Source organism: Scytonema sp. PRP1, from assembly GCF_036697665.2.
Taxonomy (GTDB): domain Bacteria; phylum Cyanobacteriota; class Cyanobacteriia; order Cyanobacteriales; family Nostocaceae; genus Kalymmatonema; species Kalymmatonema gypsitolerans.
In genome coordinates this window covers 57,898-83,776 of record NZ_JBAHYJ020000113.1, presented here as the reverse complement: position 1 = coordinate 83,776, position 25,879 = coordinate 57,898, and the positions used below count along the sequence as shown (strand labels likewise).

General features: G+C 41.8%; 21 protein-coding genes and 1 pseudogene. 11 read left to right on the top strand and 11 right to left on the bottom strand.

Annotation, left to right across the window (positions count from 1 at the left end):
* Nucleotides 1-211 precede the first annotated feature (211 nt).
* From mnmA to V5G28_RS29835, 5 genes are all read left to right on the top strand, one after another.
* Nucleotides 212-1,267 carry a tRNA 2-thiouridine(34) synthase MnmA gene (gene mnmA / locus V5G28_RS29855; RefSeq protein WP_332987028.1) on the top strand — a complete coding sequence of 352 codons (1,056 nt, stop codon included), beginning with the start codon at nucleotides 212-214 and terminating at the stop codon, nucleotides 1,265-1,267.
* 166 nt (nucleotides 1,268-1,433) lie between these two features.
* Nucleotides 1,434-2,621: a sulfate adenylyltransferase gene (gene sat / locus V5G28_RS29850; RefSeq protein WP_332987027.1), complete on the top strand. Its 1,188-nt coding sequence runs from the start codon at nucleotides 1,434-1,436 to the stop codon at nucleotides 2,619-2,621.
* Between the two features lie 97 nt (nucleotides 2,622-2,718).
* Complete coding sequence (locus V5G28_RS29845) at nucleotides 2,719-4,914, top strand: caspase family protein (protein WP_332987025.1); 2,196 nt, start codon at nucleotides 2,719-2,721, stop codon at nucleotides 4,912-4,914.
* 923 nt (nucleotides 4,915-5,837) lie between these two features.
* Nucleotides 5,838-5,996, top strand: a complete 159-nt coding sequence (locus V5G28_RS29840; RefSeq protein WP_332987024.1) for a hypothetical protein — start codon at nucleotides 5,838-5,840, stop codon at nucleotides 5,994-5,996.
* A 35-nt stretch (nucleotides 5,997-6,031) separates the two neighbouring features.
* On the top strand, nucleotides 6,032-6,205 hold the full coding sequence (locus V5G28_RS29835; protein WP_332987023.1) for a hypothetical protein: 174 nt from the start codon (nucleotides 6,032-6,034) through the stop codon (nucleotides 6,203-6,205).
* 36 nt (nucleotides 6,206-6,241) lie between these two features.
* Here the strand turns inward: V5G28_RS29835 and V5G28_RS29830 are convergent, their stop codons facing one another.
* The gene (locus tag V5G28_RS29830) at nucleotides 6,242-7,105 is read right to left on the bottom strand and encodes an alpha/beta fold hydrolase (RefSeq protein WP_332987022.1); all 864 of its coding nucleotides are present in this window, start codon (nucleotides 7,103-7,105) and stop codon (nucleotides 6,242-6,244) included.
* Nucleotides 7,106-7,313: 208 nt separating this feature from the next.
* Between V5G28_RS29830 and V5G28_RS29825 the strand changes: the two genes are divergently transcribed.
* Nucleotides 7,314-8,132 carry a DUF1206 domain-containing protein gene (locus tag V5G28_RS29825; protein ID WP_332987021.1) on the top strand — a complete coding sequence of 273 codons (819 nt, stop codon included), beginning with the start codon at nucleotides 7,314-7,316 and terminating at the stop codon, nucleotides 8,130-8,132.
* Between the two features lie 189 nt (nucleotides 8,133-8,321).
* Nucleotides 8,322-9,476, top strand: a complete 1,155-nt coding sequence (locus V5G28_RS29820; RefSeq protein WP_332987020.1) for a glycoside hydrolase family 10 protein — start codon at nucleotides 8,322-8,324, stop codon at nucleotides 9,474-9,476.
* Between the two features lie 145 nt (nucleotides 9,477-9,621).
* Here V5G28_RS29820 and V5G28_RS29815 read toward each other — a convergent pair whose 3' ends face one another.
* Both V5G28_RS29815 and V5G28_RS29810 read right to left on the bottom strand, forming a co-directional pair.
* Nucleotides 9,622-13,368, bottom strand: coding sequence for an eIF2A-related protein (locus tag V5G28_RS29815; RefSeq protein WP_332987019.1), 3,747 nt, complete (start codon nucleotides 13,366-13,368; stop codon nucleotides 9,622-9,624).
* A 125-nt stretch (nucleotides 13,369-13,493) separates the two neighbouring features.
* On the bottom strand, nucleotides 13,494-14,531 hold the full coding sequence (locus V5G28_RS29810; RefSeq protein WP_332987018.1) for a tetratricopeptide repeat protein: 1,038 nt from the start codon (nucleotides 14,529-14,531) through the stop codon (nucleotides 13,494-13,496).
* A gap of 201 nt (nucleotides 14,532-14,732) precedes the next feature.
* On the opposite strand from V5G28_RS29810, the pseudogene V5G28_RS29805 reads away from it, so the two are divergent.
* Nucleotides 14,733-16,058 (top strand): annotated as a pseudogene (locus tag V5G28_RS29805) (AAA-like domain-containing protein).
* 221 nt (nucleotides 16,059-16,279) lie between these two features.
* Here the strand turns inward: V5G28_RS29805 and V5G28_RS29800 are convergent.
* The 3 genes from V5G28_RS29800 to V5G28_RS29790 all read right to left on the bottom strand — a co-directional run bounded on the left by V5G28_RS29800 (nucleotide 16,280) and on the right by V5G28_RS29790 (nucleotide 17,992).
* The gene (locus V5G28_RS29800; RefSeq protein WP_332987016.1) at nucleotides 16,280-17,029 is read right to left on the bottom strand and encodes a DUF4386 domain-containing protein; all 750 of its coding nucleotides are present in this window, start codon (nucleotides 17,027-17,029) and stop codon (nucleotides 16,280-16,282) included.
* Between the two features lie 136 nt (nucleotides 17,030-17,165).
* Nucleotides 17,166-17,309 (bottom strand): hypothetical protein, encoded by a 144-nt coding sequence (locus tag V5G28_RS29795; protein WP_332987015.1) that lies wholly within the window; start codon nucleotides 17,307-17,309, stop codon nucleotides 17,166-17,168.
* A 68-nt stretch (nucleotides 17,310-17,377) separates the two neighbouring features.
* On the bottom strand, nucleotides 17,378-17,992 hold the full coding sequence (locus tag V5G28_RS29790; RefSeq protein WP_332987014.1) for a cupin domain-containing protein: 615 nt from the start codon (nucleotides 17,990-17,992) through the stop codon (nucleotides 17,378-17,380).
* 151 nt (nucleotides 17,993-18,143) lie between these two features.
* On the opposite strand from V5G28_RS29790, the gene V5G28_RS29785 reads away from it, so the two are divergent.
* Genes V5G28_RS29785 through V5G28_RS29775 form a run of 3 tightly spaced genes read left to right on the top strand, consistent with a single transcriptional unit; the run spans nucleotide 18,144 to nucleotide 20,328 of the window.
* Nucleotides 18,144-19,154 carry an AraC family transcriptional regulator gene (locus V5G28_RS29785; RefSeq protein ID WP_332987013.1) on the top strand — a complete coding sequence of 337 codons (1,011 nt, stop codon included), beginning with the start codon at nucleotides 18,144-18,146 and terminating at the stop codon, nucleotides 19,152-19,154.
* 39 nt (nucleotides 19,155-19,193) lie between these two features.
* Nucleotides 19,194-19,622, top strand: a complete 429-nt coding sequence (locus V5G28_RS29780) for a DUF2358 domain-containing protein (protein ID WP_332987012.1) — start codon at nucleotides 19,194-19,196, stop codon at nucleotides 19,620-19,622.
* Between the two features lies 1 nt (nucleotide 19,623).
* A complete protein-coding gene (locus tag V5G28_RS29775; RefSeq protein ID WP_332987011.1) occupies nucleotides 19,624-20,328 on the top strand; it encodes a diacylglycerol/polyprenol kinase family protein in 705 nt (234 codons plus the stop codon).
* Here the strand turns inward: V5G28_RS29775 and V5G28_RS29770 are convergent.
* The 5 genes from V5G28_RS29770 to ppsA form a co-directional block, all read right to left on the bottom strand.
* Nucleotides 20,303-21,601 (bottom strand): sensor histidine kinase, encoded by a 1,299-nt coding sequence (locus V5G28_RS29770; RefSeq protein WP_332987010.1) that lies wholly within the window; start codon nucleotides 21,599-21,601, stop codon nucleotides 20,303-20,305. The genes V5G28_RS29775 and V5G28_RS29770 overlap by 26 nt on opposite strands.
* 224 nt (nucleotides 21,602-21,825) lie before the next feature.
* The gene (locus tag V5G28_RS29765; protein WP_332987009.1) at nucleotides 21,826-22,269 is read right to left on the bottom strand and encodes a type II toxin-antitoxin system VapC family toxin; all 444 of its coding nucleotides are present in this window, start codon (nucleotides 22,267-22,269) and stop codon (nucleotides 21,826-21,828) included.
* Nucleotides 22,270-22,578: a hypothetical protein gene (locus tag V5G28_RS29760; RefSeq protein WP_332987008.1), complete on the bottom strand. Its 309-nt coding sequence runs from the start codon at nucleotides 22,576-22,578 to the stop codon at nucleotides 22,270-22,272.
* Between the two features lie 155 nt (nucleotides 22,579-22,733).
* Nucleotides 22,734-22,889 carry a hypothetical protein gene (locus V5G28_RS29755; protein ID WP_332987007.1) on the bottom strand — a complete coding sequence of 52 codons (156 nt, stop codon included), beginning with the start codon at nucleotides 22,887-22,889 and terminating at the stop codon, nucleotides 22,734-22,736.
* Between the two features lie 180 nt (nucleotides 22,890-23,069).
* Nucleotides 23,070-25,685: a phosphoenolpyruvate synthase gene (gene ppsA, locus V5G28_RS29750; protein ID WP_336231475.1), complete on the bottom strand. Its 2,616-nt coding sequence runs from the start codon at nucleotides 25,683-25,685 to the stop codon at nucleotides 23,070-23,072.
* Nucleotides 25,686-25,879: the final 194 nt, after the last annotated feature.

Genomic DNA, 25,879 nt, shown 5'->3' with positions numbered 1-25,879 from the left:
AGTAGCAGCAAAACTTCAGAAGGAATAAACAATGAAGTAGAAATAACAAGCTTAATATAGTAATCCTAAATCATTTGTGAACAATTAAGATTCCCGACTTCTTTAAGAAGTTGGGAATCTGAAAATGGAGAATTTCCACTTTGTGCCTTATTCATATGCCTTTGGTTGACAGTGTTAAGCTAGGAACAGTAGCCTAGCCATTTTTCCGCAGATGAAGAAAGTAGTCGTTGGTCTTTCTGGTGGCGTTGACAGTTCCACCGCAGCAGCCATTTTGCACGATCAAGGTTATGAAGTTATTGGTCTGACCCTTTGGCTGATGAAAGGGAAAGGTCAATGCTGCTCTGAAGGTATGATTGACGCGGCTTATATCTGCGAACAACTGGGCATTCCCCATCATATTGTTGATATTCGCGATGTCTTTCAGACCCATATCGTCGATTACCTGGTAGCTGGTTACAGTACTGGGATCACTCCTTTGCCTTGCTCGCAGTGCAATAAAACTGTGAAATTTGGTCCGATGTTGCAGTATGCTCGCGAGAAATTAGAATGCGATCGCATTGCCACCGGTCATTATGCCCGCATTGAGTATGACCAAGCAACTGGGCGTTACCAGTTATTACGAGCAGTTGACCGCAATAAAGATCAGTCCTACTTTCTCTATGACTTGTCGCAAGATTTACTAGCAGGCACCGTATTCCCTCTTGGAGAACTCCAAAAAACTGACACTCGTCGTATTGCTACAGAACACGGTTTGAAAACAGCAGATAAGCCAGAAAGTCAGGACTTATGCTTAGTGGAAAGCAACGGGTCAATGCGAGCGTTTCTTGACAAATATCTTGCACCCAAAAAAGGCGATATCGTTGACCCCACGGGTAAGGTGCTTGGGCAACACGATGGTGTCCATCATTATACGATAGGGCAACGTAAAGGCTTGGGGGTCGCCGCTGCCGAACCGTTGTATGTGATCGAATTGGATGCAGTGAACAATAGAGTGATTGTAGGCGATCGCACCAAAGCAACTCAACCCGAATGTACCGTAGGGCGGGTCAACTGGCTATCTATGCCCGAACCATCAACCCCAATTCGCACTGATGTTCAAATTCGCTACCGTTCAACTCCTGTACCAGTAACAGTCATTCCCTTGGAAAACTCCCGTGTCCGCGTAGTATTTGATGAACCTCAGTTTAGCATTACCCCCGGACAAGCTGCAGTTTGGTACGACGGGGACAAAGTGTTGGGTGGCGGGATCATTGAACAATTTAGCTAGATCACGAATCAGGTATGGGCATGAGGGAGTTTTATCCCTCATGCCCCTAATCTTTTCCTACTTTCTATTTGCGAATAACTATAATCTTTGCTCTATACGTGCCTACGGTTTGGTAAGTTATACATAGCTTAAAAAAAAATGTAGTTATCGCAAACAAAGGACTACCTTGAGTTATAATCTTGACAGCATAGCCCCTCATGGTGGGCAATTAGTGAATCGCATCGCTACACCTGAGCAAAAACAAGTATTTCTCTCAAAAGCTGACTTTCTACCGCGAGTGCAACTTGACCAACGGGCGGAATCAGATTTGCAAATGATTGCAATTGGTGGTTTTAGTCCACTGACTGGTTTTATGAATCAGCAGGACTACAACCGCGTTGTTACAGAAATGCGGCTAGCGAACGGAACCGTTTGGTCAATTCCGGTTACACTCTCGGTTAGTGAAGAAGTCGCCGCCCCCTTGCAAGAAGGTGGTTTGATTCGTTTAGATAATCGTGCTGGTCAGTATATCGGAGTATTGGAACTTACAGAAAAATACCACTACGACAAGATCCGTGAAGCTATTCATGTTTACCGAACCAATGATTCAAACCATCCTGGTGTAAAGGTACTCTACAATCAAGGTTCTGTAAATTTAGCAGGTGATGTGTGGTTATTAGAACGCGAGGCTCATCCTCTATTTCCAAAATACCAAGTTGATCCCGTCGAGTCTCGGCAGTTGTTTCAGGAAATGGGCTGGAAAACTATTGTTGGGTTCCAAACTCGCAACCCCATCCACCGCGCTCATGAATATATCCAAAAGTGCGCTTTGGAAATTGTGGATGGTCTATTTTTGCACCCATTGGTTGGAGCGACGAAAGAAGATGACATCCCCGCAGATGTGCGGATGCGCTGTTACGAAATTTTGATGGAGAAATACTACCCCCATAACCGCGTCCTTTTAGCAATTAATCCCTCGGCTATGCGTTATGCTGGTCCTCGGGAGGCAATTTTCCACGCTTTGATTCGCAAAAACTACGGTTGTACTCACTTTATCGTCGGACGAGATCACGCTGGAGTAGGTAATTACTACGGCACTTATGATGCTCAGCATATCTTTGATGAGTTTAAGCCTGAAGAACTGGGCATTGTACCGATGATGTTTGAACACGCCTTTTACTGCACGCGTACCCATCAAATGGCGACGAGTAAAACAAGCCCTAGTCTTCCGGAAGAGCGCATTCATCTGTCGGGAACAAAGGTGCGGGAAATGCTGCGGCGAGGCGAGTTACCTCCACCAGAATTTTCTCGTCCAGAAGTGGCGGCAGAATTGGCACGGGCAATGCAAATACCAGTGCATACTTACGATATTTAAAGCACATTCAAGATAAAGAAAGTATAAAAGGTTACTTTACACTACAGACCTCAGCCCTATAAGCTATAGCTGATGGACTGAGGGCTGATAGCTAACTATGAAGCGGCGAACATTTTTACAAAGGCTTGGCTCTATACTCACGGTATTGGGTGCAGCGCAGGCTGAGTGGTTGACCCTAGGAAATCGCTATTACCAAGCTTTAGCACAACCCATACCACGTAAATTGGCTTTATTAGTAGGTATCAATCAGTACCCTGAACAGACAGGTTTGCTCGGTTGTCTAACCGATGTGGATCTGCAAAGGGAACTTTTGATTCACCGCTTTGGTTTCCAAACCTCAGACATTATTTCGTTAACAAATGAAAAAGCGACGAGGGAATCTATCGAGACGGCTTTTTTCGAGCATCTAGTGAAACAAGCTAGACCTGATGATGTGGTCGTGTTTCACTACAGTGGCTATGGCAGCCGTGTCAAATTGGACATGCAAGAAGCACAAAACGCTCTAGTTCCAGTTAATGGCAATGAATATTCACAAGGGAGTAAAATTGTCAACTATATATTGGAAGAAACACTGCTGCTGATGTTGCGATCGCTCGCCACAAATCATGTAACAGCAGTATTGGATACGAGCTACTACACACGTTCCACCTCGGCGCCAACGAGTCTACGAATTCGCAGCCGTCCAGTACCAGAACAAGCTATCCTGTCAGCAGAAGAACTTGAGTTGCAACGTAAGCTACAGGAGCAGGTTGCCACAAAAGAGCCAATTATTGTGCTGTCAGCAACCTCTGATCCCAAGCAATTGGCAAGGGAGGAGCAGTTGTCTGGTTTTAGTGCTGGATTATTTACCTACGCCTTAACGCAGTACTTGTGGGAAGCCATACCAGCAACGACAATTCAAGTCTGTCTTTCTCATGTGGCTGCTTCTGTCCAGCAGTTGGGAAGTACGAAACAGCAGCCAGCACTATTGCTAGATAAGAAAAATCAGCTTTCTCGGACGCTGATAGCAGATATTTTGCTGCCAAACAGCACCTCTGGGGCAGAAGGAGTCGTCACAGGAATTGAAGACGATGGGAAAACAGTTTTACTGTGGCTAGGAGGACTTCCTGCACAAGTCTTGGAATACTACGGAGCGAATTCCCGATTGACTCTGCTGACAAAAGAAGGGTTAAATACACAGCTCGTTTTCCGATCGCGTGCAGGGTTAACAGCAAAAGCGCAAATTTCCAATCTTGAGGGTACGGCTTCCCCACAAGTCGGGCAACTTGTTCAGGAAGCTGTGCGAGTTATCCCTCGGAATATAGGTTTAACGGTTGCTCTTAATACTGGACTCGAAAGAATTGAGCGCGTAGATGCGACAAGTGCCTTTGCAACAATTGCGCATGTGTCAAGCGTAGTCGCGGGAGAACAGCCAGCAGATTATGTGTTTGGGAAACTACCAGAAGCGAAGAATAAAGATTTAGCAGCCACTAACCCTACGGTTGTGTCTCCCAGTCGTTACGGTTTATTTTCTCTTGGTAGCGAACTCATTCCTAACACTGAAGGGGAAGCGGGAGACGCAGTCAAAGTAGCCGCGCAGCGGTTAGCACCAAAACTACAAACTTTGCTGGCGGCAAAATTATGGCGACTTACAGAGAATACAGGATCCTCGCGCTTGGGGATCAAGGCAACATTAGAGATCATTGGTACCCTCACGCCTCGGGCGGTGATACAACGAGAAACACTACGAACCCAAAGCACTGAAACATCAAGCAAGAAACCATTTAATCCTGAACTCGGTGATATTCCTACTGTAAGTGTCGGTAGTAAGATACAGTATCGAGTGGAAAATATGAGCGATCGCCCTATTTATCTGATGCTGCTGGGATTAAATAGCAGTCGGACTGCGATCGCTCTGGTTCCCTGGTACAAAAGTAGTGAATCAGACTCATCGGAATTCAAACCAGTACTCAAAGATATGGTCATTTCTCCAGGGGAGACGCTCACGATACCACAAACGACTGCTGGTTTTGAATGGGTGGTGCAAGGACCAACTTCCTTGAGTGAAACCCAACTTATCTTTAGTACTGCACCTTTTACTCAATCTCTGTCTGCTTTAGAAGCTGCTAAGCATCCCAAAGCAGAACAACAGCGCATACAGCCCTTGATTAGCCCCTTAGAAGTTGCACAAGCTGTTCTGCAAGATTTGCATAATGCCAGTGCAGTCAAGGATATGAACGGCACAGCGGCTGACTCATATGTGTTAGATGTGAATAATTGGGCAAGTCTGAGTTTTGTCTATCAGGTGGTGTGAGATTGGAAGACAGGGTGTTATTTGTTTATGGCGGTTTTCATTTGGATGAAATACAGATTTGTAGTCATTGCTGATGATGTGCTTTTTCACTCCAACTTTGTAATAAATTTTACACAGTAATTTTCAAGTTACACAAAAACTGTGTAGCAAAAGACGCACTCGCGTTCGGCACTGCCCCTTGGGCGATCCCCCTTGCTGCATAAGTCAATATCGTCTGCACCTAATAATCATTGGTCTGCCGAAGATCTACAACAGCGTTTTTTGCCCCCTTAACTTCATGGAAGGGGGTTTTATTTTTCGGTTGGAAGAAGGGTGGATATTGATTCTTCTTACCTGCTGGGTTATATCATGTCCGGCTAATTAGTTATGGTTCCCACGTTAACTGCACCCCACACGCCAGTCGCCTAGGTCGGGAAAGCCGTCATTCGCGCTGGCTCCCCTTTATCCCCTCCCCCGTAGTCGCCTCAACGGGGGGAACCCCCGCACGGCGCTGCTCTCCGCTCGCGGGGAACTCGGGGTCCCCTCTGGGGATTAGGGGCAGGGAGCCTAAGCGCAGATGATTGCGGGGTGGGGTTCTTCAGGAATGATAAGTCATCAACCGAACCTGATATTAGACGATGTAAGACGGGCAACGCCTGCAATTGTTGTTTGAGCCTAGAATCCTCATGCCTTTAGGCTGAGGAGTATGTCAATACGATTGTCCAAAGGGCAGTATTTTAATGAAATCATCGATACCAAGAATTAACCACGAACGCGAGTCCGTCTGAGCCAGGAGAAGAATCTGCATTTTATTTTGTCTTTGCCCCTAAATGTGAATCAAGCTAAGTGTCTTGGGAAGAATAGGGTATATGGTCTATCAACTAGTCTTTCTAGGGCATGTATCTATTAGGACTTTTTTGAAAATGTTTTTTCGGAGGAGAAAAATGCTTCTAACACTAACCAATTTCAAAATTCGCGTCGTAACTCAAACAAGAAAGCATAGATATCTAGAAGTCGCACGAGTTGGAGTTGGTGCGATCATAGTGATCGCACTCATCACTTACGGCAGGCTGCTAGATGTACTCAGCAACACAACCGATTAACCAACCCGCTGTCCATCGTTCTCTAACATTGCGCGATGGCACCTAAGCGCAAAGCGCAAGCACTCTCGGCGCGTAAGCTCCTCGCTCCGGGAGGCACAAAGCAGCGTGTCCCAGAGGGACTCACGCGAGTACGTATCGGAAAGCGACTCAGTGTCCGCAGTCATGCGATCGCCCCAAAGTGCATAACTCAATTTCACTCACATCTATAGCGCCATAAATGGCATCTTTGAAAACTCACTAAGAAATTAACGCCCCAAAAACTCTCGTATGTACTGATTGACTAATTGAGGCTGTTCCTGTTGTACCCAATGGCTACAGTTGGCAATATATTTAATTTGAAAGTCTTTCACATAAACTTCTGTGCCATAGCTTAATTCCTTGCCAAGCGCGGTATCATTTTCTCCCCAAATCATCAACGTTGGCACTTCCAAAACACCCCACTTTTCATTTATCATTCTCTGTTGAAAAATGTTGCGGTAATAGTTCAACATTGCTGTAAGAGCACCCCGTTTGGATGCAGCATCTTTATAAGCGTCAATATCCGCTTGGGTGATAGCGCTCTTGTTAACCGCCATACCTTTAAAAGCAGTTTCAACTGGTTGATAATCAAAGGATTGTATGAGAAATTCTGGTATTGCTGGTAATTGAAATAAGAACATATACGAGCTGCGTAGCAACTGTTGGGGAGTGCGTAAGCCTTCGGCAAATTTGGCAGGATGAGGAAGATTCAGTACAATTAAACGCTCTACCATTTCAGGATGAGAGTAAGCGAAATTCCAGGCGATCGCACCACCCCAGTCATGTCCCACCAAAATACTCTTTTGATATCCTAATCCCTTAATAACCCCCTCGACATCTCTAACAAATTCATCCATCACATAAGCTGATTGGTTTTTTGGCTTATCGCTGTCGTTGTAGCCACGCAAGTCAAGGGCAACAACTTTATAGTTTTTTGCAAATTCTGGTATTTGATGCCGCCACGAATACCAAAACTCAGGAAATCCATGCAGCATAAGCATGAGAGGACCTTCTCCCTGAGTGACGTAATGCAATTTCACCCCGTTTGTTGTGATGTATTGGTGCTGCCATGAACCTTCTACTACTGACATAATTTATACTCTTCAAGGTAGATAATCGGGCTTTCTATACAAGTATTAATAATAACTTTTATCGGAAAATCGTTGAGATTAAAAACTAACTTGAGAAGGAACAAATAGCTCAACAATTCTTCATATTATCTTTAAAATTATTCCTTGGGTAGATGTATATTATAGGTGAATTTTGCTAAATACTTATCCATAATTAAACTTAAGTATTATGGCACAGCAACTAACACAACATCCTTCTTCATGGGTTGAGAGACTAGCTAGATTTGGTTATATATCTAAAGGAATAGTTTACGCTGTTATTGGACTATTGGCAGCGCAAGCGGCGTTTGGTAGTGGTGGTAAAACGACTGATACAGAAGGCGCTCTCCAGGAAATTGTCAATCAGCCATTTGGAGAGTTTTTGCTAGCATTGGTGGCAATTGGGTTAATTGGATACGTGATTTTTCGTTTTGTGCAAGCAATCAAAGATCCAGAAAATAAAGGCACAGATGCCAAAGGTTTGGCACAGCGAGTTGGTTATGCAATCAATGGTTTGATTTACGCTGGTATAGCTTTAAGCGCTGTCCAAATTATCCTCGGTTCCGACGGTGGTGGTAATAGTAATTCGAGGCAAGATTGGACAGCCCGGTTACTTTCTCAGCCCTTTGGTCAATGGTTAGTTGGAGCTGGGGGAGCGTTTACTATTGGTTTGGGTTTTTATGAGTTTTATCAAGCTTTTAGTGGGAAGTTTCGTAAAAAATTAGATTTGCATGAATTGGACGATTCAGAACGCAAATTGGTAATGGGTATTTCCAGATTTGGTTTGGTAGCCCGAGGGATAGTTTTCTGTATTATTGGTTGGTTTTTGATTCAAGCAGCAACTCAGTCTGACGCCAGTCAAGCGGGAGGTTTAGGTGAGGCGTTACAGGCGATCGCACAACAACCTTATGGTCCTTGGCTTTTGGGTATTGTCGCGCTGGGTTTAGTTGCTTACGGTGGTTATATGGTGATTCAGGCGCGATATAGTCGGATAGTAATAGGAAGATAGAAAAATTGACTTTTATAAGATGAAATATCTTATAAAAGTCAATTGTTATGAAAATAAAACCACAGATGGACACAGATGGACACAGATAATTAACTAGTGTTAATGTGTGTGGGTATCTGGTTCTAAATACAAAATACAGACTTTTACAAAAAGTATATTGAATACCCCGGACACATTATTAAAAGGCGCATGGCAAAAGTAGAAATACGCGGCGTCTGGCTAACCACCACCGATAGCAAAGTTTTCGATTCTCGGCAAAATATTGCGTCAGCGATGGACTTCCTTGCCGAGACGGGATTTAATGTGGTCTTCCCTGTTGTCTGGAACAGGGGATCAACAATGTATCCCAGTCAATTAATGCGGCAAACCTTTGATATAGAAATGAACCCGCAATTTGTTGGGCGCGATCCTTTGGCAGAAGTGGTGACTGAGGCGCGGCGGGTTGGGCTAAAAGTCATTCCTTGGTTTGAATACGGATTCGCCAGTTCCTACAATTTGAATGGTGGATTGCTGCTTGCAAAAAAACCTGAATGGGCTACTTGTGACAGTGAGGGCAATTTACTGAAGAAAAACGGGTTTGAGTGGCTGAATGCCCTTGACGCGGAAGTCCAAAATTTCATGTTAAATCTCATATTGGAAGTTGTAAAAAATTACGATGTAGACGGTATCCAAGCTGATGACCGCTTGCCTGCATTACCTAGCGAAGGTGGCTATGACTCAGGAACTATGGAACGCTACCGTCAGGAGTTTGGCGAATCTCCGCCAAAAAACTTCAAGGATGGGCGATGGTTGCAGTGGCGTGCTGATATTCTCACTGAATTTCTTGCCCGCCTCTATGAAGAAATCAAAGCGATTAATTCCAACCTGCTGATATCAATTGCCCCTAATATTCATAATTGGGCATACAAGGAATACCTGCAAGACTCGCCCACATGGCTAAAAAGAGGGCTTGTAGATATTATCCATCCGCAAATTTATCGCCGTGATTTTCTCACTTACAAAGGTATTGTTGATAAGCTGGTCAGCGAGCAATTCACAGATGGTACGCTGTCGAAGTTAGCACCAGGAATTCTGATGAAAGTTGGTTCTTATCGGATAAGTCCACAGTACTTGTTGCAAGCTATTGAGTATAACCGTGCTTGTGGTATTTCTGGGGAAGTCTTCTTTTTCTATGAAGGTTTGCGAGAAGACAATAGCGCCTTAGCTAGGGTGTTGCGAAAAGGTCCTTATGCCCAGTCTGCTGCATTTCCTTCTCTATCAGATTTAAATCAAGCTAGAGTCAGCAAGAAAGCATCATCTTCTATTTGGCAACATTTGCTGGGGTTTTTGAGGAATATTGTTTAGGAGGCAATGCGTGGAATATCAATTCTCAATCGTTCTAGAAAACTGGTAAAAGATAAGCTACCTCTAGGTACAGCCAATACTTTTAAAACCACAGTTGTCGGTGCTGTCATGTAGTGGTATTGCCGTTTCCCTACCACTATTTACCCTAACAAACCTTTAATCTTTCCCGTACTTGAGGCTGGGTATTCAGGTAATCTTTTAACCAGTCGCATCCTCGTGTTAAAAGTCCATCTAATTCGTCAACATGCCAAATAAGTAGCTCCTTACCATTAGAAGATTTACCATTAACCTGCGCAAGAATATATTTACCATCCGGGCTAAAATTTACTTCCACTACAAAAAATACAGAAGAATGCTTGTATTGTGCAAGCTGCTTACCCGATATATCCCACATACGAATAGTTCTATCATCTGAGGCTGTGACAATGCGCTTACCATCCGGGCTAAATATAGCATCTCTAACAACATCTTGATGTGGTATTTCAACTAATTCTTTACCTGAAGTATCCCAAATAATTACGCTATTATCCTGGCTAGTAGTAATAACTAGTTTTCCATCTGGACTAAAACTAGGGTTATAAATATCTTGATTGGCTTTAAATTCTGATAATTTTTGACCAGATGTATTCCAAATGGTTGCTATATTTCCATTAGTCGTAACAATCCGCTCTCCATCTCGACTGAAGTTAGCGCCAAGATTAAAACTTGTATTTCCTTCAAATTCTACTATTTTTTTGCCTGAAAAATTCCACAAACTAGTCTTGTTATTATGGGACATAGCCATAATATATTTGCCATTAGGACTCCAACCAGCATATGCGCGTTGAAATGTAGCTAGTAACTTACCAGAAGCTGACCAGATTCTACTTTTACTATTATAGTTTACAGTTAAAATATACTTGCCATCTGGACTAAAAGCAGCATATCCTAATTTATCATCATGTCCAGCAAGCAATAGTAGCTGTTTTCCGGATGTATTCCAAACACGAGCAGTTTTATCATATGAAGCGGTGACAATTAGTTTTCCATCAGGACTAAAATTAGCGCTACTAACTATATCTGAATGTCCTTGAAATCTTGCTAACTGCTTACCAAACTTATCCCACATTAATACAGATTTTCTAGTTGGGGTAACAATGTATTTACCATCGGGACTCCAGCTTGCTTCTGTAATATCGTCTTTTGACTTGATAGTTACTGGTATCTTATTGGATAAATCCCAGATACGAATGATTCTATCTTGTCCAAAAGTAACAATAAATTTTCCATCAGGGCTCCAATGGGGACTTTTTTGATTTCCTACTAGTTCGGTGAGTAAATTACCTGATATATCCCATACTTTTATCGTGTTATCTGTAGTGAAAAATCGCTTGCCATCAGGACTAAATTCTGCGTCGCCATTCAGTACTTTCTGAAGTTTAATTTCTCTTATAACCCTACCAGATAAATCTCTAACGTAAGTTTTGAAAGGCGTTGATACAAAGATACGCTCGCTATCTGGACTAAAACCAGCATCTACAGTTGCCCATTTGTCATCTACTTTAAATCGTGCGATTTGCTTACCTGAAACATCCCAAACATAGCAGTCATCAGAGTTAGTCAAAATATATTTTCCGTTCGGACTCCAATAAGCACTTTTAACAGCCCTTGAATGTCCTCTTAGCGTTACCAATAGCTTACCAGATGTATCCCAAATACGGGCAGTCTTATCATTAGAAGCAGTAAGAATATATTTACCATCGGGGCTGTAACTAGCACTATTAACTTTATCTTGATGTTTAAGTTGTATTAATAAATTACCGGATAAATCCCAGATGTGAGCTATTTTGTCATCATAATTGTTAACAAGAGGTTTTGTATCTGAACTTGTTGCTGGTAGCCTGTCAGAAGTAGTAATGACACGTTTTCCATCTGGGCTAAAGCTGGCGCTAGTTACATATTCTTGATGTTTAAGTATCGCTAATTGTTTACCCGAAGTATCCCAAATCCGAGCGGTTTTATCCACACCAGTGGTAAGAATATGCTTTCCGTCTCGACTAAAATCAGCACTATTAACCTGTTCTTTATGTCCTTTCAGTTCTGCCATTAGCTTACCTGAGAAGTTCCAAATTCGAGCGGTTTTATCTGCGGAAGCGGTGACAAGGAATTTTCCATCATGGCTCCAGTTCACACTTGTAATAACATCTTTATGAGCAACAAATTGTTTAACTTCACGGATATTATCGAGTATTGTTTGCAAAGCTAAAACTGGACTAGTTGCAGGATATTTTTCTAGAGAACGTCCATCTTTTACTAGTTCTTTTAACTTTTGTCCTGCATCTACAGCTGTCACTAAAGATTCAATTTGTTTTGTTTCAAACTGTTGTAGTGCTGCAACTCCTGCTTGTTCTAATCTTGTGGCTTCTTGGGCTTCTCTTAATTGATGAGTTGCAGATGCAAAAGCAATAGTTGCTCCAATAAGAGAACAAATAAGAACTGCACCACCGATACGAATTTGTCGTTTGGCTTGATGTTGTGCCGTGGTTAAAGTCTCGTTAGCTTGTGCTAAAATACGACTTTCTTCTTCTTGAAGAGATAATGCCGTAGCTATTTCTTGTTTTTCAAATTCCTGGCTAGCAGTTAAAAACTGGTAATCTTGCTGATTTAAACTTTTATTAGCAGCCCATTTTTTTGCATCTTCTAATGCTTTCCCACGCAATAATCTAGAATTATCTTGACAGCTTGAAGCAAACCAAGCTGATAATGCTTCTGAATAAGGTCTTAAATCGGCGAGTGCTTTTTCTACCCAGTTTAAATCAAAAACACTTGCATAGATACGGTTATAAACCCTTAAATATCCCTGCTGTTCTACGACTAATCCAGATAGCCGTAATTCTATCTGTTCTGGGCTGTCCGAAGCGGGAATTTGTCCTAATTGTAAAATTTTCTGATATAAACCAAGCAACGCGCCTGTATTATGCCTGCTCATCAAAATTCTATCTTGGATTGTTTTTAAATGGGGTGGTTCGTCAAGGGAATCCCAATTTTCAACTATTTGCTGTATGACAATATTTTTTACCCATTCGGATTCTGTAATTTCTCCCTGTGCTTTCAGTGAGGAATAAAGAATAAAGTTTTGGGGAGTTACTAACAAATCACATAATTTTTGTGTAAGGAAGGGTTGTCCTCCAGTCCATGCTAAAACTTCTTTCAAAACAGCTTGCGGATTTTCAATTTTTCCTTTGAACCCTTCTGCTAAAGGCGAAATTTCAGACGATTGAAAACCATTAAGCTGAATTGCGCGACCGATATTAAATGGCGTTCGTATTTTATCTGCAATTAAATCGCTAGGTGTTGCTACTCCGAGAAGAGCAAAAGTAATCCGATGAAACTCGCTATTAAGATTACGCTTTTCATAACAACTTCTAATCCAGGAGAAAAAATCATCACCTTCAAACTTAAAGCTTAAAATACTATCAATTTCATCAATAAAAATAACTATTTGATTTGGAAGTTTCCCTAACAAAAAATTTTCAACAAATATATCTAAACGCTGTAGTGGCGATAATTCGCAATTTTCTTTCCACCATGTTCTAATAAATTCGCTGGGGTTAGCTATTTCAAAATTTGCAACCAATGTGTAAACAATACCTGCATACCACTGTTCCGGATTTATATCTTTACTACCGCGTCCAGAAATATCAATTGTAGTACAAGCGATTCCTTCAGCTTGCAATCGTTTTATTGTGCGAACTTGCAAGCTAGTTTTACCCATCTGTCGGGAATTAAAAATATAACAAAAATTACCTGCTTTCAGTTCATTGTAAAGGTCAGAGTCTGCTTGTCTTATTACATAACTGGGAGCATCTTCTGTAAGACTTCCACCAACTTTATATGAAAAATTGTTGCTCATTGTCTAATGTTTAGCTAATTAATTAGATGGACGCAAATAATAAGAGTGTAGGGTGCGTTCTAACGAAGTTTAACGTACCATTAATTATCTAAGGTGCGTTACGTAAGCCATAACACACCCTACAACTAAACCCTATTTCGGCGAATTAACGCTTCTAATTCATTTGTCTGAGTATCAATTAATCTTATTGCTGGATGGTCTGGAGTAAACTTTTTTATGAGTTGCGATCGCTCTCTTTCAAAATCTTCTATTTTTTGATATGCAGCATTTGACATAAGGTTTTTTACTACCCTTTTATCTACTTGTGGTTGTGTGTTGGCTAGTTGTTTATACAAATCCTGAAGTTGAGCGTCAAAATGCTGAATCGTTGGAGCTTGAGGTATAAAGCGTGCTAAATTTAATGCTCGCTCGACTTCAATTTTGGCGATTGATTGTAAAATAAGACCAGTCGTAATCTGCGGTGCTGGGGTATCTATCCCCATGTTTGATAATTCATTTCTGACTTTATCCAACATCTTTTGATTTTCGGGGTTCATCATACCAGTTCCGAAAACCCCATCTAAATATTGCTGTAAAAGTTTTTCTGCTGCTTTGTAATCTGCGATCGCGTACCTGCGTTGCGCTTCGCTTATCGCATTTTCTTTATTCGCTAAATCCCGGTACATATTCCCTCGGAAAAAGTATGTCTCAGCAGAAGAATCACTTTTACTAATGACTTGAGTCCAATCTGAAATCGCTTTCTGTTTTTCGCCTAATTTTTCATAAGCCCTAGCCCTGTTCCAATATGCAACACTACTCAAACCCAATCTACCTGTATTTTGGCGAATGACTTCGGTATAGTCCGCCACTGCGGCTTTATAATTCCCAAGTTTACTGTAAGCATTTGCACGATGATAGTAGGGTTTTTCAGCTTTAGGATTGAGCCGAATTGCCTCCGTGAAAGAAGAAACCGCAGCTTGGCTATCTCTTTGGCAATCCTCTTGAAAGTGTCCCATACCTATAAAGTCGTCTGCTGAATTAAGATGTGGTGGCATAAGAGTTTTGCAGTCAGCAGAGATATTAGAAGCTGGTATTTGTGCAACTACTAATGGTAGCGAAAAACCTAGCAGCACAATAGATGATGCATAACCAAGAAAGGAAGATATAGAGAAGGGAAATTTCATAATTATATAATCTAGAAAGATTTTCAGTTAAAGTAGGACTAGTGTTCACAGGTTGTACCTCGAACCTTATTTCTACTAATCTCATTTAACTTTGACAGCACTTGAGTTTACATAGGAGTTTATCGAGTACGTATCGACTTTGTAGTGAGATTGAATATTTTAAAATTTCGCCAAAGAAATCTAGCAGTTGTAATATCAGAAATGCCACGTTCAGTTAGAGTACGTCCTGAATTCATATCAGAGGTAAAGTCAGCGCTACCACGTAATGGCTATATTCGCCAAACTGACTTAGCTGAGTATTTGCAAATCTCTCAATCTACTATCAGCAGTTTTCTTAATGGCAGAGCTGTAGATTACCTGAATTTTAAAGAAATTTGTCGAGCTTTGGGACTGGAATGGCAACATATTGCCGATTTAACAGCAGAGAGTGGGAAAGATGCGTTGTCATCACCTGTCGCACGCACTATATCGGAAAATAAAAAAGAAACTCAAGAAATATCTTCGTCCCACTTTTCGCTCTTATTTCCATCCGGGCAAGTAGCATTAGATTCGCCATTTTATATCAAACGTTCTCCAATCGAAGAACGATGTTACGAACAAATTTACAAACCCGGTGCTTTAATCAGAATTAAAGCACCCAGACAAATGGGTAAAACTTCTCTTTTGGCAAGAATTATTGATAAATCGCATTCTCAAGGGGATTGTACTGTCATATTAGATTTCCAACTTGCCGCACAGGAAATTTTTGTCAATTCAGATAAGTTTTTACGCTGGTTTTGTGCCAGTGTTGGTTTAGCTTTAAATATCCCAAATAAACTTAGTGATTATTGGGATTTAGCGGAAATTGTCGGTAGTAGCATGGCATGTAAAGCCTATTTTGAGGAATATCTACTACCAACAATTGATAAGCCGCTAACTCTTGGTTTAGATGAGGTTGATAAAATTTTTGAATATCCAGATATTTACCGAGATTTTTTTGGGCTCCTACGCGCTTTACACGAAGAAGGTAAACGTCGAGAGATTTGGAAAAAACTGCGATTGGTAATTGTGCATTCTACAGAAGTTTACGTACCTCTTGATATTAATCAATCGCCATTTAATGTAGGTTTGTCTGTAGAATAGCCTGAATTTAATAATAACCAAATTTTAGATTTAGCCCAAAGGCACCAACTCGATTGGAATGAAACGGAAGTTGAAAAATTAATGATGCTAGTGGGTGGACATCCATTTTTAGTCCATCTTACTCTTTATCATATAGCTAATATAAATGTTACTTTAACAGAAATACTACAAAATTCCACGAGTTCATCAAGTATTTACGCGGAGCATTTACGTCGTCAAAGTTTAATCCTTACGCAGCAGCCAGAATTAGCAAATGCGATGAAAGATGTAGTTATGAATAACTCTGCTAAACTACCGACAGTAACTAAATTTAAATTGCACAGTATTGGACTGGTAAAATTGCAAGGAGATAGCGTTTTACCACGCTGTAATTTATATCGTCAGTATTTACAAATTCACTTGTGAAAGAATCAATATCTTGTTGACCACAAAAAAGGCAGAGAGCGAAACTTTTCGCTCTCAATAGCACAGAGGTTTGGCGAGGAAGCACCTGAAGTAAACTTAGTACAGCTTTGCATTAATACGAGCGCGTTTTAAAACGCAGAGGGACGCGGAGTCAACGCAGAGTAACGCAGAGCCTTTCTGAAATTAATTCGTTACGAACTTGTGAAATTCTGTACTTAGATTTATCTACCCATACCCTGAAGTGATTGAAGATTTAGAGCTACCCGTTTGTTGGCTGCTTTTATCAGAAATACCCCGATGACAACCAGCCAGATTTCCCAGATTATGAAACCAACGGGAGTGACTTCCCATGTAGGAGTGGATGGAATAACCGTTGCAAGTAACTCGCTTTGTCCAAAAATCAAAAAGGGTACCGTTGCTAAACCCATCCAGCCAACCCAAGGTTTGAAAAGGGGAGATTTGAGCATAGCCACACCAACTCCTAACGTCCAGAAAGCAAGCAGAAGTTGCCCGATTTGTTCGCCGATGACAACGCCGCCATATTGATGAACTGCTTGGTAGACGACTGCAACCGACTCGCGGGTAACTTGACTACCAGCTGGATCGACATATAAGTTAGCCAAGACAGGGATCACAAACACCCAGCGCATTAGCCCAACGGACTGTAGCGCACCGGAAACAACCCCTGATAGGGTGGCGGCGGTAAGATACGGGGTATCTTCGCGTCCCAGTACTTTCTGGAGTAGGGCACTGACTGGAATAAACAGCAATGCCGTCAGACCAAAGACAAACCAAGTTAAGATCAGCCCAGCCCCGCCTGCATGGAACCGAGTTAGGACATAATCCGTGGGTTCGCGTAAGATATCGTCGTACTCAAAATTGTGAATCAGCAGCAAGTACGGTATATTGAGCAGAATCGAGAAGACAATAAACAGGACACCCGTTGTTCTAGAAAGTTGTAAGCGACTCATTTTATTTCCCTCGACTGTTTGATATTTAGCGTTTCGCTTTTTGTGGGAGTGGCTCTCTAACCCGTCCTATTAACAGGGCGGGCAGGATGCCCACCCCACTCATATTGAATAATTTACTTAAGCTAAAACCCTGTTTTTAATCTCGTTTCCAGGTTCCACCTGGAAATGCCCTTGAAGCGGCTCTGCCGCTGTTAAGCAAGGCTTGCCTTCCAGTAGGCATTCCCAGCCTGAGGCTGGGAACGAGGCAATCTCTAAAAGCTTGTTCTATGCTGGTTTTCACCTTAAGTTGACACCTATGGCAGGATGCCCACCCCACTCATATTGAATAATTTATTTTTTGGAAGTACGTTACTCGGCTTTCCAATATTTGACCAGCGATCGCTCGACTCCGAAAAACCGGGCAATCTGGGCTAAGGTTCCGATAATCAGCTTTTGGACGAACAACGGCAAACCAACGAATACGAGGTCGGCTTTCTGAATGACTAGGGCGAGTTGCAGGGGATTTGTAGGCATTCCCTCCTTGTTCACTTTTGCGTCGATCGCCAGACCGTACATAGCTCTAATAAACTGCTCAAACTCTCCTGCTGGGCGTACTTCGGATACGAATGTTACCCACTCCTCAGAAGTATTGCGGAAACTATGAGGCGTACCAGCAGGAACGTACACAATTTCTCCTGGTCGGAGTATCTTAATGTTTCCTTTCCCACCCACTTCCATTTCCAGCGAGCCGCTTAAGACCTCAAACGTTTCTGTGAGATGATTGTGATAATGTAGAGGGCTGCCGTTTGATCCGGGTGGAAGGTTGAACTGAGCCTTAAAAGAATTCCCGTTACTATCGTGAGTCGAGCAAAGGATTGTCATGCGATCGCCAGTCACGGGGTTTTCAATTTGTTCTGGTAGTGGCTGATTTGAAATTGCGGTGAACGAGGTGTTGGAATCCAAGCCTAGTTTTGTTGATGTCATTTTGGGAAAGCTCCTTTGTTGAAGTTGTTTGATGTGCAGCGCGTTTTGACCAACAATTAAAAGGTAAGCCGTCTAGTTAGGTGTTGAATTGACATATTGCGCCAAGGAATTGACTCATCACGCCGTTTTGGAAAACTGCGCTTGAATATCCATGAAAGAGGCGACTTTCTCCGTTTCTCTCGTTCGCAGCACTGTTCAATATGCAGCAACTTATAAAGGCATAGATCCCAAAAGCTTGTGTGCTGCCATTGGCATTGACTTTAAAATGCTGGAAATGCCTGATAGCCGCGTTACAGGAGAAATCAATCGAGCTATGTGGCACGAAGTGGTCAAGCTGACAGGCGATGACAACATCGGTCTACATATAGGGGAAACCTTTAATGTGGCGATGATTGGGATCGTCGGCTACGTGCTTTTCAATTGTCAGAGTTTTAGACAAGTGCTGGAAAATCTCTCGCGCTACACACGTCTCTTCAGTCAGGGGGCTTATATTCACTTCTCGGTTTCACAAGGGCAGGTGTTGTGCGACTGTGATATCGTGAGTCACCTGAAAAACTACTTGCTAGAAGAACCTCGGCAGCCCATCGAATCTACGTTTTCAGCCCTACTAACGACAACAAAAACCCTGACGGGTAAGGAATTAATTCCTGATGCAGTTTGGTTTCAACATCCACGTCCAACGGATATTTCTGAACACCAGCGCATCTTTCACGCACCTGTGCATTTCTCTCAACCCACAAATCGGCTTATCTTCGATGCTGGTTGTTTGGATTGGACTGTTCTATCTGCCAATCCATCGCTTTTGTATATGTTTGAGCAACATGCTGAGGCAATGCTGAACGAACTGAGCCAGGAAGATACGTATACGAACCAAGTTGTTCGGGCAGTTACGCATGGTTTGAAGGGAGAAGTTCCCTCGATTGAGGCGATCGCTCGCACTTTAGCTATCAGTGTTCGGAACCTGCAACGAGAACTGCAAGCAGAGGGGACTTCATATCAGCAACTGTTGGATGAGACGCGCAAAGAGTTAGCTCTAAGATATTTGAAAAAACCCGATACCCCAATTCACGATATAGCTTTTTTGCTGGGTTTTTCTGAACCGAGTGCGTTCCACCGTGCATTTAAGCGATGGACAGGAAAAACGCCACGAGCATACAGATGACTTCCACAGTAATAGAACTCATTTTTTAGGAGCGATCGCGTGGAATATCAATCGCAGGTAGAACGGAACATTGAAACTCTCAAAAAAGATTTGCCAACACTTTTTGAGCAGGATATTTCCTACGACATCTACACGCAGGATATCTACTTTCAAGACCCTGTCAATAAGTTTAAAACAAAATTCAACTATCGCATTATCTTTTGGACTTTGCGATTTCACGCTCGATTATTTTTTACACAAATTTACTTTGACTTACATGATGTCAATCAGTCAGCCGAGGACACGATTTTGGCTAAATGGACAGTTCGTGGTGTTTTGCGTGTTCCTTGGAAAGCTAAGATATTTTTCAACGGCTACTCGACGTACAAACTCAACAAAAATGGTTTAATCTACGAGCATATCGACACTTGGGATCGCAAACCAGGAGAGATTTTACAGCAGTTCTTCCGTAAGGGTGGAGAAAGTTGATATGTTGTCTTTCGCCTTAGGTATTAACCCGTTTTTAGGAAATTTGATAGCAACAACACTAACGTTTGTTTATGTATTTGGACTGGTAGCACTGTTGAATTTATGTGTAACTAAATTTGGGCTACCGCAAGATATTAGCCGCAAAATTACGCATATTGGTGCTGGATCGCTTATTGGCTTTTTGCCACTCTACAGCGATTTACATTGGTCGAAGTACTTAAATGTGACGATTTTTGTTGTCTGGGTAGTCCTCCTCGTACAAAAAGGGCTGTTTGCCAAACCAGACGATAAGGCTGTTAATATTATGACCCGTACAGGCGACAGGCGTGAACTCCTCAAAGGTCCGTTTTATTTCGTGATTGTGGCAACTATTTGCGGCACACTATTGTATAAAAGTTTTCCTGGGATTGTAGCAATGACAACTCTCGGCTGGGGCGATGGTGTTGCACCAATCATTGGTTCTTATTATGGCAGGTTGAAGTACAAAGTTTTCAGTAACAAAAGCTGGGAAGGAAGCCTCTCGATGTTTGTTTTCGCTTTCGCCGCCAGCGTCTTTTTCGTTTGGCTTATCATCCCAAGTCAACTAAATATTAGCCGGATTTTATTGCTGGCATTTATTGCCACACTTGTTGAAGGATGCAGTCCTAAAGAAGTTGATAACATTCTCATTCCAACAGCAGTCATTGTGGCGGCAAATTTTCTTTAATTAAATCCTCAGCACGCTTGATTTGTACCTGCTTCTTTAAAGTAAAAAAGAACGTGCTACCCTGACCAACTTCTGATTCCACCCAAACCTTGCCATCATACATTTCTACAATCTTTTTCACTAAAGCTAAACCAATGCCTGTACTGTCATCTTTATTGCTAGATAATTTTTGGAAGATTTGAAATATTCTTTCAAAATATTGTTTCTCAATTCCTAAACCATTATCAGCAACACTAAAATGCCAATAATCATTATATTCAGTACAGTCGATTAGAATCTGCCCTTGCGCTTTATCAATAAATTTGATGGCATTACTCAATAAGTTTTGAAAGACTTGTTCTATGCGAGTTTTTTCACAGTAAACAATAGGTAATTTATTAGCTATCTCTATTTGTATATTTTCACTAGGACTAAGAATGTCAATCACATCCGCAACGACTTTATTTAAATTGACTTGCCGACTCTCCTCTTGAAGGCGTCCAACTCTGGAGTATTCTAAAATGCCATCAATTAAGTTTTGCATTTTCTGAACTCTATTCATGAGAAGATTGACGAATTCTCTCCCCTGTTCGTCAAATTTATCAGCGTAGTCAGCTAATAGCCAATCTGACAATGAAGCAATTCCTCGAAGTGGCGCTTTTAAATCATGGGAAACCACATAAGCAAAATCATTTAATTCTTTATTTGCACTTTCTACTTTTTTCAGCAACTGCGCCATCTTGTCCTGAGAGTGCTGGCGTTGAATAATTTCCTGCTGGAGGTGTTCGTTGGCTTTTGCTAGTTCAGTAGTACGTTGCTTTACGAGTTCTTCTAGGCGTTCTTTATACTCTCGCAACTCTTGCTCAACTCGTTTACGCTCAATATTTTCCTCTTGCAAAGCTTTATTTGCCGCTTCAAGTTGTGCTGGGCTGGGGAGAGCAAGTGCTAGAGGAACTAGAGGGATGAGAGTAAGAGCTGTATAAAAAGAAATGATAGCTGTGAAAGCTTTGATAGTTCCAGATAACCAATAAACAGGATGCCAAAGCGTCCACACTTCTACAATATGTGTTGTGCCACAGGAAATAATAAAGGCTCCAAACAAGAGAAAAATGTTTCTAAATGGCACATCTATCCGCTTGCGGACAAAATACACCAGCGTCAGCGGGATCGAATAGTAAGAAAGCGCAATTATGACATCTGACAGGATATGCAGCGAAACCAACTCTGGTTTCCATAAATAACAATGCCCATGAGGAATAAAATTTTCTGAGAAAAAATTGTAAAAAAGATCCATGCCAAAACCTCCTACCTCCTGCACATCGGTATACCTGACTATTATGCAAGAGGTAGAACAAAAATATGTATTAAGGAGGATGTTTATTAGATTGAAGTTATTTATGCGGGATGAACTTCTAGAATTTCTCCACTGAGTAACTCCGCTTGATGATGCTCCTCTGTAGCATCCCCAAGGGCGATCGCCTAATCAGTTATTCCCAGGCTATGAGTAAATAGGTTTGCTTAAGGTGTGATGGCGGTTGGATGTACGGCAGTAATTTCTGTATAGCGAGTAAAATCGCTGATGTTGAAGGTCAGGATGTGGGTTAACCCATGCAGCAGCATTGCTGCGACCAGTCGAGCGTCATGTACGTTTACTCCTCTAATCTTATAGGCAACTACCAGCTTTTCCCATTCTTGGTAAATTGCCTCAGTATCCAGCAACAAGGGAAAAATAGTCTTTAAACGGTTAATTTCTGCTTCTGCTTGGGCTGCGGTATGTCCCAAACCATTCCTCTGGATTGGACGGGTGTAAACGTTCCAAAATTCAATCAAGTTTTGCGGTACGATGCATAAACGTTCTCCCAGTGCCAGCAGGGTAGCGATCGCATGACTTGCATCTGGGTACATTGGGTGAGAGGGTTCTACGCTACGAAGCAATACATTTGTATCTACAAGAAAAGTCAATTATAATTCCTCGTCTGAGTACATACTTTCCCGGCTAACAGCATAATCTGATAACAGAGGTGAATTGCGATCGTGACTCTCTGCCCACTCCCGAAACACTTGTGCCAATTCTTCTGGGGTAGCGGTTTCGTACAAAGAACGCTGTACCTGTTGTGGTTGGACTAACCGCTCAAGCATTGCGTCCAGGTGTGGTTTAATTTCGTCTGGACTTTTTGTGGTTATCCGCGCCAAAACCTGAGTGATTGTCTCTATATCTTCTTTATGTGCTGACTCAAAATTGCGAAGCAATTCTTTGGAAAGGTTATTCATAACAATAAGACCACCATTCAACAGAAAACTTATTTTTAGATTACTGAGAAATTTCTACATGGAGCGCATATCATCTTATTTACAATCTAACTTCTTACGGTTCGCCTATTTTTTTTAGAGTTAGGAAAATTGAGAAACCTAGTTTTAATCAGGGTTTAAGATATGCAATCTGGAATCGCATATATGCCGTTTGTATATGCAATCCGACAGTCGGTACGAACGCACTGAATTAAGAAGTTTGCCAATTCATCGCCAGCAGTAAACAGTGCAGTATCAAATCCCTCCGGTGCTAATTTTCTAGCAGCAAGCAATACATCGTCTCTGCGTCATTTATTTGATTGAAACATATACATGATCTTTAGCTATTGACAACATTATGAAATTGTCTCATGTAATTACTTTTTCCTTCTGAGAAAGCGACCCTGATTGGGCCGCCTTCCTAGCTTTCATCTTTTGTTTAACTCCCCAGGATGAAGACAACATCTTCCCCATTAGAGGATTTCTACATACCCTTCTGTTCCATGCACGCGAATTCGTTGCCCATCTTTTATCAGTTTGGTAGCATTATCCACTCCGACAACTGCTGGTAAGCCATATTCACGTGCGATAACTGCTCCATGGGTCATCAGTCCACCAACTTCGGTGACTAGGCCTTTTATGCATACAAACAATGGTGTCCAGCTAGGGTCAGTAAAGGAGGTGACTAATATATCTCCATCTTCCAGATCAGCATCTTCCATGTTTAAGATGACCCGTGCTCGTCCTTCTATAACTCCGGCAGAAACAGGTAGACCTACAATAGCTTCGGCTGGGAGATTTTCTCGTTTGTACTTACGAGCAATGATTTCACCATCAGATGTGATAACACGTGGCGGAGTTAGTTTTTCATATAATTTGTACTCGTCTTTTCGTTTGCTGATGATCTGGTAATCCAGTTTATTTGTGCGTACAACAGAGCGAAGTTCTTCAAAAGTGAGATAGTATATATCTTCTTTTTCATGAATAACATTGGCTTGTACGAGTTGTTCGGCTTCTTTCAGTAAAGCTTTCTTATAAACGAAGTAGCGATTAACTATGCCGTATTTTGGATATTCACGATAACCGATGAAATTCCGGAGCAGGCTGATCTTTTGTTTTGTCTCTTTGGCCTTTTGTTCACCATCCGGTAATTGCTTCAATCGATCTAATAACTCTTGTTCTTTTTTCAAAGCTGCCTGTCGTCCTTGCTCAAATTTCCGATTGCTTGCACCAGGCTCAAAGTTTTTGATGTTACTGAGAATCATGGGGACAAGTGTCGTTGGTTTTTCACTCCAACGAGTTTTAGTAATATCGATTTCTCCGGCACATCGCATTCCGTATTTGTTGAGATAAGCATAGATAGCGTCTTGGGTTTCCTTTCCACCATTAAACTTAACCAGTTCATCCAAAAAGCTATCATCTTTTACATATTGTAAATAATCAATTACTTCAGGATAAGGACGAATCACATCTGCGACATCCAATAGTTCCAGACCCATGGACGAAGTAATATTGTTGGGTACAGATTGAGAAAGCGTGTCTGCTACGTTTTTTTCATCTAACCACTCCTTCATTTTTTCATTGATCCATGATGAAGCATTCATACCAGTCATAATCACACCAAAACTTTGTGGATCAGATAAACTCTTCTTTAATTTCTGGGTGTCTTCCAGGATAAAATCAATCAGATCCGATCCTGATTTCGTTCGGATGTTTTGTTTTAACTCATTTATCTCTGTTTGACTACGCTCGATCAAATCAGAAACGATTGTTGGATCGTATTCGTTTAGTGTTTGAAAATCCGCAGGTGATATGCCTCTATTGCTTTTAGCGGGATTCTGTCCTTGCTTATCATTTGGTAAAGATTTTATGAAATCTCCTCGCTCTATGATGGTCATAAGTGCGTCTTTTATGAGCGGATCAGATTTTCCCAAGACATCTACTATAATTTCTCTTCTAACAGGTGAAGCCAGATCATGTGTGATATCAACAAACAACCGTCCACCAGCTTTATACATGGGTCGAGCAGCTGTTAACTGGAATAAAGACAATCCCAATGGTTTCATGGGATCGGTCATCATTTGTTGATGACCGACAGATACATAGATGTGATTTTCTTGATCATTCGCTTCAGGGATCGGGTATAAAGTAGTGATTGGCCGACTCTGGACAATGTAAAATCTATCATCAACCAAACACCATTCAATGTCCTGGGGACGGCCGAAATGTTCTTCGATCTTTCTGCCCATGCGCTCAAGCTGTACAATCTGCTCATCCATCAGCGCTTGCCTGTTCTGTCTCTGTTGCTCAATCTCCTGTTCTTTCGTACCACCATCTTTTAAGGCGTAAATAGCCAGTTTCTTGGTGGATATCTTCTTATCGATAACCTTGCCGTTACACACTTTATAGATATCAGTATTCACAAGGCCTCTGACCATGGCCTCACCAAGTCCGAAGCTGGCATCAATGGATAACACCTTCCTATTAGAAGTGACGGGATCGGCAGTAAACAAAATTCCTGCCACCTGCGGAAAGACCATCTTCTGAACAACCACAGACAGGTGGACTTTACGGTGATCGAAGCCGTTTTGAAGGCGGTAAATTACTGCCCTCTCGGTAAATAGCGATGCCCAGCACTTGCTGATATGCTGATAGATTGCCTCCTTTCCGATAATGTTCAAATACGTATCCTGCTGGCCTGCAAAAGAGGCCGTCGGTAAATCCTCTGCAGTTGCGCTGGATCGTACTGCATAGGCGTTTTTTTCTCCAAGCCTGGAGAGAAGGCGGGTGATCTCTTCATTAATATCTTCAGGGATGGCTATCCCTTCGATGACCCTGCGGATCTCACCGCTAAGTTCACCGATTTTATCCCGGTCTTCCACCAATAGATGCGATAACTGATCAAGTAATTCGTTAATCGACGACGTTTCCCCAATGATTCTTTTAAAGGCTTCAGTAGAAATACAAAACCCATCTGGTACGCGTATTCCTTCAATCCTGGAAAGTTCCCCCAGGTTCGCGCCTTTACCCCCAACAACCTTGAGTTTTGTTTTATCAATATCTTGAAAACAAAGCACAAATGAACTCATATATTTACCTCCTTTGGTAATTCCTTCTTTGATAATTTTGATGACATCCTTCGGGCTAAAACGATTTCCCGGAGTATTGTACTAGAACACCGATTCAGTAATCGGGAAAGAAAATAAAAATCAACTTAGCTTGGAGTAAATAGTGAAAGAGAAAATAGAGCAAATACTTGTCAGTCAATGGTTATAGCAATAAG

Coding starts and splice junctions, on each gene's coding strand:
- V5G28_RS29760 (WP_332987008.1), bottom strand. CDS start 22,578: ATGAATAACCTTTCCAAAGAATTGCTTCGCAATTTTGAGTCAGCACAT.
- V5G28_RS29775 (WP_332987011.1), top strand. CDS start 19,624: ATGTTGTCTTTCGCCTTAGGTATTAACCCGTTTTTAGGAAATTTGATA.
- V5G28_RS29770 (WP_332987010.1), bottom strand. CDS start 21,601: ATGGATCTTTTTTACAATTTTTTCTCAGAAAATTTTATTCCTCATGGG.
- V5G28_RS29830 (WP_332987022.1), bottom strand. CDS start 7,105: ATGTCAGTAGTAGAAGGTTCATGGCAGCACCAATACATCACAACAAAC.
- V5G28_RS29820 (WP_332987020.1), top strand. CDS start 8,322: ATGGCAAAAGTAGAAATACGCGGCGTCTGGCTAACCACCACCGATAGC.
- V5G28_RS29835 (WP_332987023.1), top strand. CDS start 6,032: ATGGCACCTAAGCGCAAAGCGCAAGCACTCTCGGCGCGTAAGCTCCTC.
- V5G28_RS29800 (WP_332987016.1), bottom strand. CDS start 17,029: ATGAGTCGCTTACAACTTTCTAGAACAACGGGTGTCCTGTTTATTGTC.
- V5G28_RS29845 (WP_332987025.1), top strand. CDS start 2,719: ATGAAGCGGCGAACATTTTTACAAAGGCTTGGCTCTATACTCACGGTA.
- V5G28_RS29810 (WP_332987018.1), bottom strand. CDS start 14,531: ATGAAATTTCCCTTCTCTATATCTTCCTTTCTTGGTTATGCATCATCT.
- ppsA (WP_336231475.1), bottom strand. CDS start 25,685: ATGAGTTCATTTGTGCTTTGTTTTCAAGATATTGATAAAACAAAACTC.
- V5G28_RS29815 (WP_332987019.1), bottom strand. CDS start 13,368: ATGAGCAACAATTTTTCATATAAAGTTGGTGGAAGTCTTACAGAAGAT.
- V5G28_RS29840 (WP_332987024.1), top strand. CDS start 5,838: ATGCTTCTAACACTAACCAATTTCAAAATTCGCGTCGTAACTCAAACA.
- V5G28_RS29790 (WP_332987014.1), bottom strand. CDS start 17,992: ATGACATCAACAAAACTAGGCTTGGATTCCAACACCTCGTTCACCGCA.
- V5G28_RS29825 (WP_332987021.1), top strand. CDS start 7,314: ATGGCACAGCAACTAACACAACATCCTTCTTCATGGGTTGAGAGACTA.
- V5G28_RS29785 (WP_332987013.1), top strand. CDS start 18,144: ATGAAAGAGGCGACTTTCTCCGTTTCTCTCGTTCGCAGCACTGTTCAA.
- mnmA (WP_332987028.1), top strand. CDS start 212: ATGAAGAAAGTAGTCGTTGGTCTTTCTGGTGGCGTTGACAGTTCCACC.